The organism is Simplicispira metamorpha (assembly GCF_004341365.1).
Classification (GTDB): Bacteria; Pseudomonadota; Gammaproteobacteria; order Burkholderiales; family Burkholderiaceae_C; genus Simplicispira; species Simplicispira metamorpha.
In genome coordinates this window covers 34192-46044 of sequence record NZ_SLXH01000025.1, presented here as the reverse complement: position 1 = coordinate 46044, position 11853 = coordinate 34192, and the positions used below count along the sequence as shown (strand labels likewise).

The 11853-nt window shown below is 66.4% G+C and carries 13 protein-coding genes; 1 reads left to right on the top strand and 12 read right to left on the bottom strand.

All coding sequences use genetic code 11. From position 1 onward, the window contains the following. Window positions 1-213 precede the first annotated feature (213 nt). Window positions 214-414 carry a hypothetical protein gene (locus EV674_RS13190; RefSeq protein WP_132750453.1) on the top strand — a complete coding sequence of 67 codons (201 nt, stop codon included), beginning with the start codon at window positions 214-216 and terminating at the stop codon, window positions 412-414. A 112-nt stretch (window positions 415-526) separates the two neighbouring features. On the opposite strand, the gene EV674_RS13185 is transcribed toward EV674_RS13190, so the two are convergent. From EV674_RS13185 to gspG, 12 genes are all read right to left on the bottom strand, one after another. Next, the gene (locus EV674_RS13185) at window positions 527-1480 is read right to left on the bottom strand and encodes an antibiotic biosynthesis monooxygenase (protein ID WP_119013766.1); all 954 of its coding nucleotides are present in this window, start codon (window positions 1478-1480) and stop codon (window positions 527-529) included. Window positions 1481-1542: 62 nt separating this feature from the next. Continuing rightward, window positions 1543-2034, bottom strand: coding sequence for a nucleoside deaminase (locus EV674_RS13180; RefSeq protein WP_119013767.1), 492 nt, complete (start codon window positions 2032-2034; stop codon window positions 1543-1545). Between the two features lie 230 nt (window positions 2035-2264). Continuing rightward, window positions 2265-3653: a GspE/PulE family protein gene (locus EV674_RS13175; RefSeq protein ID WP_119013768.1), complete on the bottom strand. Its 1389-nt coding sequence runs from the start codon at window positions 3651-3653 to the stop codon at window positions 2265-2267. A 6-nt stretch (window positions 3654-3659) separates the two neighbouring features. Further along, window positions 3660-5909 (bottom strand): type II secretion system secretin GspD, encoded by a 2250-nt coding sequence (gene gspD, locus EV674_RS13170; protein WP_119013769.1) that lies wholly within the window; start codon window positions 5907-5909, stop codon window positions 3660-3662. 11 nt (window positions 5910-5920) lie between these two features. Beyond that, window positions 5921-6664: a type II secretion system protein N gene (gene gspN / locus EV674_RS13165; protein WP_157983695.1), complete on the bottom strand. Its 744-nt coding sequence runs from the start codon at window positions 6662-6664 to the stop codon at window positions 5921-5923. A 150-nt stretch (window positions 6665-6814) separates the two neighbouring features. Next, window positions 6815-7474: a type II secretion system protein GspM gene (gspM, locus tag EV674_RS13160; protein WP_119013770.1), complete on the bottom strand. Its 660-nt coding sequence runs from the start codon at window positions 7472-7474 to the stop codon at window positions 6815-6817. Further along, complete coding sequence (gene gspL, locus EV674_RS13155) at window positions 7471-8742, bottom strand: type II secretion system protein GspL (RefSeq protein WP_119013771.1); 1272 nt, start codon at window positions 8740-8742, stop codon at window positions 7471-7473. The genes gspM and gspL overlap by 4 nt, the downstream gene beginning before the upstream one ends. 44 nt (window positions 8743-8786) lie before the next feature. Next, window positions 8787-9809, bottom strand: a complete 1023-nt coding sequence (gspK, locus tag EV674_RS13150; protein ID WP_157983694.1) for a type II secretion system minor pseudopilin GspK — start codon at window positions 9807-9809, stop codon at window positions 8787-8789. Further along, the gene (locus EV674_RS13145; RefSeq protein WP_119013772.1) at window positions 9806-10546 is read right to left on the bottom strand and encodes a prepilin-type N-terminal cleavage/methylation domain-containing protein; all 741 of its coding nucleotides are present in this window, start codon (window positions 10544-10546) and stop codon (window positions 9806-9808) included. Before EV674_RS13145 ends, gspK begins: the two co-directional genes overlap by 4 nt. Before the next feature lies 1 nt (window position 10547). Continuing rightward, window positions 10548-10904 (bottom strand): type II secretion system minor pseudopilin GspI, encoded by a 357-nt coding sequence (gene gspI / locus EV674_RS13140; RefSeq protein ID WP_119013773.1) that lies wholly within the window; start codon window positions 10902-10904, stop codon window positions 10548-10550. Beyond that, complete coding sequence (locus EV674_RS13135) at window positions 10901-11335, bottom strand: prepilin-type N-terminal cleavage/methylation domain-containing protein (RefSeq protein WP_241524968.1); 435 nt, start codon at window positions 11333-11335, stop codon at window positions 10901-10903. The genes gspI and EV674_RS13135 overlap by 4 nt, the downstream gene beginning before the upstream one ends. Further along, on the bottom strand, window positions 11326-11775 hold the full coding sequence (gspG, locus tag EV674_RS13130; protein ID WP_119013775.1) for a type II secretion system major pseudopilin GspG: 450 nt from the start codon (window positions 11773-11775) through the stop codon (window positions 11326-11328). Before gspG ends, EV674_RS13135 begins: the two co-directional genes overlap by 10 nt. Between the last annotated feature and the right edge of the window lie 78 nt (window positions 11776-11853).

The window sequence follows — 11853 nt, the reverse complement described above, 5'->3', positions numbered from 1 at the left end:
CGGCCGATGCACTACCGTGATGAAACGCGCAAAAAAAGCCTGAAATCCCGGCTTTTCCCCAGCCATGCTGGGGGCGTAATGCGTTACTCTTTGTGACCGGTGCGGCAATATGTGCCATTCATCCATCCCATGGGTGGGGCACCATCCCTGTCGCCAGCCCATGCCCACCGACACACCATTTTCTGCATTGCACTTTTGCCCCGCCAAGAAAAAATGAGCACTGAGACCACACCACTGACGCTGGAAGAGTTCTCTCGTTGGCTACAAGAGCGCCAGCAGCGCGCCCTGGAGGGAATGCACGAAACCACGGCCAACGAGTTCATCAAGCATTGCCTGGAACGCGAGCGGCTGGTGGTCACGCACCGCGCCCTGGAGCAGTTTCGCTCCAACGCGGGGAGCGGGGCACGCGGTTAAACCCCAAATTTGATAGCTGCTCGCGCCCACTCCATAAGGCTTGGAGCCATAAAAAGCATTGAAAAACCTTGGCGTGTCGGGGCAGGCGGGTGTTTACATGCCTTGGCCTGCTTCAGGCGCCGCTCAATAGCCAGGAAAAAAACACGATTTCAAGGGCAAACAAAACGGCCAGAACCGCAAGGCCTTGCAAAGAGACAGCGCCTGCTTTTTGCTGATCCGGGAAAAGCCACCAGTTAAACCACCGAATGGACGCGGGCACCGTATAAAAACTGGTAACTGCAACGCTGAGGGCATTGCCGATAAAAGTGGTGGCCGACACGCCCCAGCCCAACGGGGCCAGCAAGGGGGAAAGAAACTTGATCTCCAGCATCACCACGGGGAACAAGCCCAAAAGCACCAGAAGCGCTATTTTCCAGGGCGGTGCGCTCTTGCCATGGTGGGAGGGCACAGGTATCCAGCCGGGAAATGCGGTGCCGAAGCGCATGGACTCTTCATTGTCGATAAAGCCCTTGGATTCTTTCAGCAGTTCAGCCCGCTCTGCCGAGGTCATCCAGGCTTCAAGCTCCTGGGCGCTGGCATAGCGCAAAAGGGTAGTCCAGTGGTGCCCCTGGCTGGAGGCGGGCGCTTGTAAATACATGCCGCGATACCCTGGGTATTTGGCCTGGGCCGCCTGAATCCGGAATGTCCACTCGCGGTAGGTGTTTTCCATCCCAGGTTTGATAGACGAAAAAATAGCCTCCGTGACATAGGTGCCCGGCGCATCGCCAGGGGCACTGGCGGGCACCTTTTCTTCCAGGCGGCTGTTGTCAAGAAAAATGCGGGCAGCGTCAGCCAGCTGGTGGGATTGGGGATTTTCTTTCCAGGCTGCCAGTTCTTTGTCGGAGCGAAAATTCAGAATCATCGTCCAGTCGGTGCCTTTTTCCTCTGCGGGAGGAATGACATCGCTGCTGGAAAATCCCGGAAATACCGTGACAGCCTTGCTGTATTGGAGCTGCCACTCAAAAAAATCTCTGATTTTTTCTGGGCGTACCTTGGCAGAAAGGACAAGCACAGCAATAGAGCTCATTTTGTACTGGATGCAGTGTTTTGAGAATGCCTGCTTTTGCCAATAGGGTGGCCGTGGGCGGATTAATACGGTATTTTGTCAGGCTTGGCTTTGTATTCTTTCCACACATCTACCGCTTCTTTTTGCAGCATTTGCGTCATTTTGATGGAGCGCTGTTCTTTGGGTAGGGCCAGTTGCTCATAAATGGGCCGGTCATCAAAGTTGCCATATTCCAAAGCGTCTTCTACGGTGGCGGCATAAAAAACCTGATCAATACCTGCCCAGTAGCAGGTGGCCATGCACATGGGGCAGGGTTCAGCCGATGTGTACAGAATGCAACCTGGCAATTTGAAGCTTTGCAGCGTAATGCAGGCCAACCGTATGGCTTCCATCTCACCGTGCCAGGTGGGATCATGGCTGGCAACCACCCGGTTCATGCCGGTAGAAATCACTTTGCCATCTTTGACAATCACGGAGCCAAAAGCCCCGCCCGTGGCGTATTCCAGTGCGGCTCTGGCAGAAAGCTCAATGGCCATTCGAATGAATTTCTCATGGTCGTTTTGCGCGTTGCTCATAAAAGTCCTTTCTGGCGGGTTGGATGGAGCGGTGATTACCTGCAATGGTGAAAGTGTTTCGGGTGGGATGTGCCGGAAAAATGGGATTGATATGGGTCGTCAAAATAAAAACACCCGCCGCCGTGTTTCAGCCCCTCACCCCCTCGGCGCATCATACGACGCTGTTTTGTGCGTGTCTTGGTTATATGGCGCCTGGCGGGCGCACGGCTGCGGCGTGTGTGGCGCGGCCCTCAGTCGCGCGTGACCCGCAGCACTTCTTCGCGGCTGGTGATGCCTGCGGCAATCAGGCGCTCGCCGTCGTCGCGCATCAGTTGCATGCCATCGGTCAGCGCGGCGGCGCGGATGTCGGCTTCCGATGCCTGGTTGTGGATTTGCGCCCGGATGGCGTCGGTGGTGGTCAGCAGCTCGAACACGCCAGTGCGGCCCGCGTAGCCCGTGTGGCCACAGTGCTCGCAGCCCTTGCCGTGGCAGTGGCCGCAGTATTTGCGCACCAGCCGCTGGGCCAGCACGCCCAAGAGCGATGAGCTGAGCAAAAACGGCTCCACGCCCATGTCCGTCAGGCGCGTGACGGCGCTGGCGGCGTCGTTGGTGTGCAGCGTGGCCAGCACCAGGTGGCCCGTCAGGCTGGCCTGGATGGCGATCTGCGCGGTCTCGAAGTCGCGGATTTCACCAATCATGATCACGTCCGGGTCCTGGCGCAGGATGGCGCGCAGGGCCTTGGCAAAGGTCAGGTCGATCTTGCTATTGACCTGCGTTTGCCCCACACCCGGCAACTCGTACTCGATCGGGTCTTCCACCGTCATGATGTTGCTCTGCGTGGCGTCCAGGCGCGAGAGGGCAGCGTACAGCGTGGTCGTCTTGCCTGAGCCGGTGGGGCCGGTGACCAGCACGATGCCGTGTGGCTGGGCAATCAGGCTGGTAAAGCGCTGCAAGGTGTCGCCCTGCATGCCCACCGATTCCAGGCTCAGGGTGCCGCTGCTTTTGTCCAGCAGGCGCAGCACGGCGCGTTCGCCGTGGGCGCTGGGCAGGGTGGAGACGCGCACGTCAATCGCACGGGTGCCCAGGCGCAGGCTGATGCGGCCATCTTGTGGCAGGCGCTTTTCGGAAATATCCAGGTCGGCCATGATTTTCAGGCGCGAGATCAGGGCGGCGTGCAGTGCGCGGTTGGGCTGCACCACCTCGCGCAGCGAGCCATCGACGCGAAAACGCACGCTGCTGTGGCGCTCGTAGGGCTCGATGTGGATGTCGCTGGCGCCGTCGCGCGCGGCCTGCGTGAGCAGGGCATTGAGCATGCGGATGATGGGGGCGTCGTCGGCGGCCTCCAGCAAGTCTTCTACCGCTGGCAGCTCTTGCATCATGCGCGAGAGATCGGCGCCTTCTTCCACTTCGCTGACCACGGTGGCAGCGCTCGATTCGCCCTGTGCGTAGGCGGCGCTGATGCGCTGGGCCAGGCTGTGCGCGTCCAGGGCTTGCAGTTGGTGTACGCGGTGTTTGCGCAGCACTTCGGACAGGGCGGTGGCCTCGGGCGCCGGGCCGTGGCAGAGCACGAGTTGCTGGCCGTCGTCCTCCAGCAGCAGCTGGGCGGTGCGTGCAAAGGCGTAGGGCAGGGGGTAGCGCATGGCGGCTTACAGAGCGCTGGCGGGTGGGGCCGAGGGCGCCGCAGCGGGCGCCGGGGTGGCGGCTGGTGCGGGCAGCGCAGGCAGCAAAGGCGCGCCCGAGACGGTGCCCAGCACCACGCTGGGCTGGGGTTGCACCACCTGTTGCATGGCGCGGATGGCGTCGTAGCGGTCCACCATCAACGAGTCGCTGGTGGCCGCGTCGCGCACCACCACGGGGCGCAGGAACACCATCAGATTGGTTTTTTTGCGTTCGCGGTTTTCGCTGCGGAACAGGTTGCCCAGCACGGGGATGTCGCCCATCACCGGCACCTTGTCTTCGGCCTGCGAGTAGCTGTCTTCGAGCAGGCCGCCAATGACGATGATGCTGCCGTCTTCCACCAGCACGTTCGATTCGATGGAGCGCTTGCTGGTGGTGGGGCCGTTTTTGTCGCCGAGCGTGGCGGTGTCGATGTTCGAGACTTCCTGGTAAATCGACATCTTCACGGTGCCGTTTTCGTTGATCTGCGGGCGCACGCGCAGCATCAGGCCCACGTCTTTGCGTTCGACGGTGGTGAAGGGATTGACCGCGCCGTTGTTGCCGCCGGTGTTGGTGTAGGAGCCGGTGGGAAAGGGCACGTTCTTGCCGATGACGATTTTTGCCTCTTCGTTGTCCAGCGTCATCAGGTTGGGGGTGGACAGCACGTTGGAGTCGCCACTGTTTTGCAAAAAGTTGGCCAGCGCGCCCAGGTAATACTGGCCATTGATGCGCGGTGCCAGCGCCAGGTTCAGGCCACGGCCCAGCGTGCCTGCGGTTTCGCCCAGTTTGGTGGCACCCTGCGCAATGCCTGCCATGACCCCAATGATGTTGGCGCCGGATTTGTTGGAGTTGGTGCCAATCAGGCCCACGGTGCCATCGCCCTTGTTGCCCAGAACGCTTTGCCACTGGATACCGAACTCGGCCAGCTTGTTGGCGTTGACCTCGACGATCAGGCTCTCGACCAGCACCTGGGCGCGGCGGCCATCGAGCTTGTCGATGACGGCGCGCAGCTGGCGGTACTGCGGCTCGGGCGCGGTGATGATGAGCGAGTTGGTGCTCGGGTCGGCCTGGATTTGTCCGCCCGTGGAGGGCTGGTTGGCGTTGGCATTGCCCATGGGGCCGCTTGCGCCCAGACCGCCACCGGCGCCCATGCTGCTGGTGTTGCCCATGCCGGCGTTCGTGCTGGCGCTGCTGGACGCGCTGGCCGCAGAGGCACTGCCGCCAGCACTGCCCGTGGCGGCACTGGCGTTGCCCGCTATGGCCGACATGGCCGCGCGCAACGTGATGGCCAGCTTGGTGGCGTCGGCGTTTTTCAGATAGACGACGTGGATGTTGCCGTGGGCAGCGCTGCTGCCGGGCGCGGGCGCCTGGTCGAGCTTGGCCACCAGCGCCCGCACCTGGGCCACGCGCGCGGGGTTGGCCGCGCGCAGCACCAGCGAGTTGCTGCGCGGCTCGGCCAGCAGCGTGGTTTTGAACGAGGTGTCGGTCTGGCCCTGCGCACCTGCGCCTGTGCCCGCGCTGCCTGTGCCGCTGCCCGAGTCGATCAGCCGCGCCACCAGCGGCGCCAGGTCGGCGGCAATGGCGTGTTGCAGCGCAATCACTTCCACGTCGCTGGCATTGGACACATCCATGGCCGCAATGATCTTGCCCAGGCGTTGCAGGTTGTCGGCGTAGTCCGTGATCACCAGCGCGTTGGTGCCGGGGTTGACGTTGATGGTGTTGTTCGGGCTGATGAGCGGGCGCAGCACCGGCACCAGGTTGCCCGCGCTTTCGTAGTTGAGCTTGAAGATTTGCGTGACGATTTGCCCACCCGCCGGGCCGCTGCTGCCCGGCTGGGCCACGCTGACGCTGCCGCCTTGCAGTTTGGCATCGGCCTCGGGCACCACTTTGTAAAGGCCCGCAGCCTCCACCACCGTGTAACCCTGCAAGCGCAGCGCCGCCAGAAACTGCTGGAAGGCGGCGGCGGGCGTCACGGCGCGCTCGGTCACCAGATTGAGCTGGCCTTTGACGCGCGGGTCAACCACCACGTTGCGCCCGGTGATGGTGGCCATGGTGCGGGCCACGGCCTCGATGTCGGCGTTGGCAAAGTTCAGCGTGACGGGTTCGCCCGGGCGCACGCTGGCGGTGCCGGTATCGATGGCGGTTTGTGCATGAATATGGCCGCTAGCGCTTACCAGTAAAGCGCCAGCAGCTATCATTTGAATAGCAATTTGCAAAGGGTGCTTGGTCAGGTGGTGCATGGTGTGGACGGTTAACCCAGGGTGATAAGCGAGCGCGCGCCGCTGCGCCGCCCAATGATGTTCAGGAGGTTGGACAGCGCGGCCTCGCGCTCGGGGGAGGCGCGGGCCTCGCCAGAAAAGCGCAGGCGCTGGCCCACCCATTGGCCGCTGCCGCTCAGTTGCAGCGCGCCTTCCAGGGTTTGCAGGGTGAGGGTGGGCACGCTGGCGCCTTGCAGCACCAGGCGGTAGCTGCCCATGGGTTTGAGCGTGGACAGGCGCGACGACAGCGCCAGCGCATCAAGCTGCACCTGGCCGCCCAGCTGCAGGCGGCCACTGGCCCAGTCGGCTTGCAGGCCCTGGGTGCGCAGCAGCAGCTGGCCCTGGGGCTGCACGGTATTCCAGGGGGTGCCCAGCCCGGTCAGCGCGGCGGCGGGCCATTGGCTGTGGCCGTCGGCCACGGTGAGGCGGGCACCGCCCCAGCGCAGTTGCACCTGCGCTTGCAGGGGGGCGCTGGTGCAGCAACTGGCATGGAGCTGCGCGCGCAGCCCGTCCAGCGTGGGGCGCAGGCGCCAACTGATGCGCCCGGGCAGGGCCGCGCGATCCTGGCTGGCTGCCCCGCCCGTCAGCACGAGCTGGGCCGAACCCGTCCAGACCGTGCCGCGCGGTTGAATCAGCAGCACCCGCTCTGCACTGGCCTGGGCCACGCCCGCCGCCAGCCACTGTGCCGGGGCAAATGCCAGCACCGCTGGGATGGCCCCGGCCAGCACGCCCGCCAGTGCCCAGCCCCAGGGCGCACGCCGGGCGCGATGGGGTGTGGCTGTGCGTGACCAGCGCGGTGCAGGCACAGCGCTGCGTGCGGTGTGGCGGGATGTGGGGCGGGGGGAGGCAGTCACGGCAGGCAGGGGCGGCACGGGCCAGCAGTGCGCTCAGCGCGCGGGCAGGGCCAGCACCAGCGTTCCGCTCCAGCGCACGGCGGCGCTGGCGTGGTGGTCTGGCGCGCTGGTGGGGCGCGCCGATGCGGTGCCATTGGCGCTGGAGAGGCTGCGTGCGCCAGGCAGCGGCGTGGCGGTGGAGAGGGTGGTGGGCGTGGCAGGGGGCCGGGCTGCGCCGGTGGCCGCAGTGCGCTCGGCCACGCTGGCGCGTACCAGGTGGACTTCCTGGGGCAGTGCGCGGGCATTGCTGCGGGCCTGTGCCAGCCAAGGCAGCAGGGCATCGGCGGCAGTGCCTTGCAGCGTGAGGGTGGCACGGTCGCCGCCCAGGCCCAGGCGGGCGCTGGTGCCAAAGCGCTCGGTGACCGAAGTTTGCAATGCGCGCAGGGCGGTGTCGGGGTGGATGCGCGTGGCGTTTTGCAGCTGCTGGGCTTCGGCACGCAGGGCCTGCATGGTGTGCAGTTGGGCATCCAGGCTGGCGTGGCGTGCGGGGGCCGTGCGCAGCGTGTGCAGTGCCGGTGCCAGCGCCAGCCACCACAGCAGGGCCAGTGCGACCAGGGCGCTGGCAGCCAGCATCAGGCGCTGTTCACGCGGCGCCAGGGCTTGCCAGCGTGCGCGCAGTGCGGAGGCGTGGGTGGATGGGGCAGCGGTGTTCATGGCGTGGCTCCGGGGCGCAGCACCAGGGTGTTGCCTTCGGTGTGCAGGGTATAGCCGCTGGCGCGGGCGTTGCTGTGGGCGGCGGTGTGTTCTTGCTCGCTCAGGGGCGGGCCGCCCAGGCGCAGCTCGCCAGGGGTGTAGTCGATGCTGCTGGCTTGCCAGGTGGGGGGCAAGGCGCCGGCGGCAGCAGCCAGCAAGGGTTCCAGGTCACGCGGCGACAGGCTGCCAGCACTTTGGCGCAGCAGGGCCAGCTCGCGCTCCATTTGCACCGGTGCGTCAACCACCACTTTCACCTGTGTAAAGGTATCGGTCAGTGCGTTGCGCACGGCGGCCTGTTTGGTGGCCAGCGCCTGCCGCTCTTGCCAGGCCCAGACGTTCAGGCCGACCAGGTGTGCCAGCACCAGCGCGGCGGCGCTCCAGCGCGCAGCGCGCCACTGGGGCGCTTGCAGCATGGCACCGGCCAGCGTGCCCACTTTGCGCAGGGCGCGGGTGCGGCCCGAGCTGGACAGATCGAACTGCGCCAAGTCCCAGCGGCTGCGCGCGGCCAGTACGGCACGATCGCTGCTGGTGTGCAGTTGCACCGGGCGGCCCAGCAGGCGTTCGGCCAGCGCGGCCACGGCGGGCTCGGCGTACAGCGGTGTGGCTGCGTGATCGGCCCCGGCCAGCTGGCCCAACGCCAGCGCGGCGGCGCCAAGCGGCAGTACGGCCACACCGTGGTCGCTGCCGTAGTGGGTGATGACCAGGTGGGCGTCTTCCGGGGTGCCTTGCACGTAGCAGGCGCCGGGCGCGTGCGGGTCGGTAGCGCTGTGGTGGGTGCTGTTGTCGGTGCCATCGACCGGGGCAAATTCGGGCACCACGCGGGCGGGCGGGCGGCCTGCCGCTTCCAGCGCTTGCAGGCAGGCGCGCAGCCAGGCGCGATCGCATACCGCTACCCACACGGTGCTGCCCGCCCGAGCGCCGCTTTGCAGGGCAAAGTGCAGTTGCGCGGGGTCGTCCAGCAGGCGATCTTCCAGCAGCCCTTCGAGCACGGCACGCAGGCGCGGCGATGCACTGCCTACGCCCTGGGGCAGCTGCACACGCTGCCACGACAGCGCGCGCGCGGGCACCACGGCCACGATCTCGCCAGCAGCGCGCCCGGGTGCAGGCAGCAGCGCCGCGCGCGCGCTGGCATGACCGGTGGCGCTGTGGCCATCGGTGCTCAGCGTGTAGCGGTATTCGGTGTGGGGCCCCGGGTGCGTCAGGGGCAGGTGGATGATCAGGGTGCTCATGGAGAAATTTCGCGGGCCATTGTAGGGGGCGGTTTTGACGGTGCTCAGGGTGCGCTGGCGCCGTCGGGGCTTTGCCGGGGCAGGCCGTCTGCCTGTGCGCTGGCGCCGCGCTCGCGCCAGAAGGTGGTCACGGTCTGGTTCTGGCGCCGTACCCAGGAGCGCTCTTGTACCGTGGTATCGCCCAGGCGCAGGCGCCCGCGCACCTCGAAGTAATTGGACTTCACGTCGTGCCAGTTGGGATTGAGCTGCACGTTCTGGCCCAACAGGGCGCGCACATCGTCCAGGCTGCGAAAGTGCTGCATCTGGCGCACGGCTTGCAGCTTGTTGGCGCCGGCCGCGTCCAGCCCCTCGATGCTGGCCATCAGTGCCTCGGCGTCGGCGGTGTTCAGGTTGAGTGTGCTGCGCTGGGGCAGCACCACCACATGGGGCGCCAGCGCCGCCACGGTGGCTGGCGCCACGCCCAGCCAGGTCAGCTGGGCCAGGGTGGGTGGCGCCAAAGGGGCGTTGGGGTTGTCGCTGTCCTGGGCTTGGCGCAGGGCCTCGGTGAGGGTGTCGAGTTCGCCAGGGGCCAGGCCCAGGCGCGCAAACAGGCGCGCAAACTGCGCTTTGGCCTCGGCGTTGACGGTGGCTTTGTCCACCAGGTTGGCCAGGTTCAGGCGCGCTTGCAGGTCGAGGATCTGGCCGGACAAGAACGCGTCGGTGGTGTCGGTGCTGGCGTCTTCTTGCTGCGTCACGCCCCGGTCGGCCGCCAGAAAGCTCGACAGGCGCGCTTCTTCCAGTGGCACGGCCCAGGGTTCGGCCAGGTGGTCGTTGCTGTCCAGGTAACTGTTGCTGCCCGAGCGCAGGTCTTCGTACAGGATCAGGCGCGACCAGTCCAGCGCCCCGATCAGTATCCAGGCTGATTGCACGCGCGCGCGCTCGGCGGTTTCAATCTCGATGGCGCGCCACTGCTGCCACATGGCGGCGGAGGCAAAGGTGGCCACCAGCGTCACGGTGAGCATGGCCGCCAGCAGCGCGGCGCCGCGCTGGCGCAGCCGGTGGCCCAGGCTGGGGTGCGGGGTGTTCATGTTTTGCCTGCGCTCTTGAGCGGGTTGACCCAGTCGCGCCGCAACAGCCCGGCCAGCGCCTGGCCCGGGGGCAGTTGCAGTTGCAGCCGCACGCCATCGGGCACCATCACGTTGGCTGTGTCGGCGTTGTCGGCGGTGGTGTTGCCGCTGGAGAGGGGGTTGGTCCAGGCGTCGCTGCGGTAATAAAAGATTTGCCAGTCGGCCAGCGGCATGAGCACGACTTCATAGCGCCTTTGTGCCTCGCCGGGGGTGCGTGCCCACACGGCGGCTTCTTGCCAGGCCTGCTGCCAGTCGGCGCGGGTGCGCACGGGGGGCGATTGCCAGCGCAGCCATTGGTCGGTGCCCTGCACATTGCGCCGTGTCCAGGCCACCACCAGCGCGCCCTCGTCGGGCACGGCGCTGCTGCGGCGCGTCAGGCGCAGCACCTGGCCGTCCCAATCGAGGGGCACGGTGTGCGGCAGGGGCAGCAGGGCGTCAAGGTCGTTGCCCCACTGCGCCAGCGCGGCTTGCAGCACCAGCAGTTCGTTGCCGCGCTGGCGGGTCTGTTCTTGCGCACGCACCATGCCATCAAGGCCGCGCCAGCTGACGATGGCTAGCAGCGCCATCACCGCCAGCGCCACCAGCAGCTCCACCAGCGTGAAGCCGCGTGGCCGGTGTGCTGGCGGGGAGCGTGGCGGCTGCGGTCGGTGCTGTGCCTGGGATCTGCGCTGCCTGCGCGTGTGCAGGGAGATGGTCATCTCAGCGCCGCCCCACGATGGTGGAAAGGCGCAGCACCGGGCTGGCGCCATCGTCTGTCACCTGGGCATCTACGCGCCGGAAGCTGGGGTTGGGCGTGGGCCGCACCACCAGGTTCACGGTAAAGCTGCGGCCTGCCTGTTCGCAGGGCTGGGCACTGTCGCCCACGGCGGGCATTTGGCGCGACAGGCGGGTTTTGACCAGTTCGTTCTCTGCGCACAGGTGGGCCAGCAGGATGTCAGATTGGCGCTGGGCGTTGCGCGCCAAGGCAGTGGTGGCTTGCAGACCCGCCATGAGTGCAATCGCCACAATGGCCAGTGCTACCAGCACCTCGATCAGGGTGAAGCCGCGCTGTGTCATGGGGCTGGCCCGGTGGTGAAGGGGCGCAGGCCGTCGGTGGCCACGCGCAGGGCGTGCTCAGGGTGCTGGGGCTGCACCAGGATGACTTGCTGGGGGCCGATCAGTGGCTCGGGGCCCAGCACCAGGCTGCCCGGGCCGCGCACGCGGGTGCTGTTGTCCAGCCACTGCGTGGGAAGGGTGCCTGCGCGCAGGCCATCGAAACGAAAGCCCCCCTCCACCGCCCGCCAGCGCACCAGCACCCCGCTGGCACGCGATTGCGCCCGCGCCGACTCCAGCAGCGCCGCCAGCCGCTCACCCTCGCGCTCCAGCGACTGCTGGCTGCCATCGCGCAGCGCCAGCCCCACACCGGCGGTAGCCAGCGCCATGATGCTGACGACCACCAGCAGCTCCAGCAGCGTGAAGCCCCGCGCGCGCCGCAAAGTCACTGCCAACTGCCGATATCCGCATCCTTGCCCTCGCCACCCGATTGGCCGTCGGCGCCGAAGGACATCACATCGATCTCGCCCTTCACACCGGGGTTGAGGTACTGGTAGGGGCGGCCCCAGGGATCGTTGGGCAACTTTTCGAGGTAGGGCTTCCAGTTCATCGGCTGCGGGCCGGTGGTGGGCTTGGCAATCAGCGCTTGCAGACCCTGCTCGGCGGTGGGGTAGCGCTGGTTGTCCAGGCGGTAGAGCTTGAGCGCCTGCATCAGGTTGGTGACATCGGTGCGCGCGGCGGTGGTGCGGGCGTCATCGGCGCGATCGAGCACGTTGGGCACGACCAGCGCTGCCAGTACGCCGATGATGACCAGTACCACCATCAACTCGATCAGCGTGAAACCAGCGGCCAGGCGGCGGCGCGCGGTGCGCACCAAGGGGAAAGAGCGTGTCATGGCAAGGGCAATCGGGTGGGGGAAACAGGGTGCGGTGCGGGGCACAGCGCGGCAGGTGCGGCACAGGCGCCGCGCAAA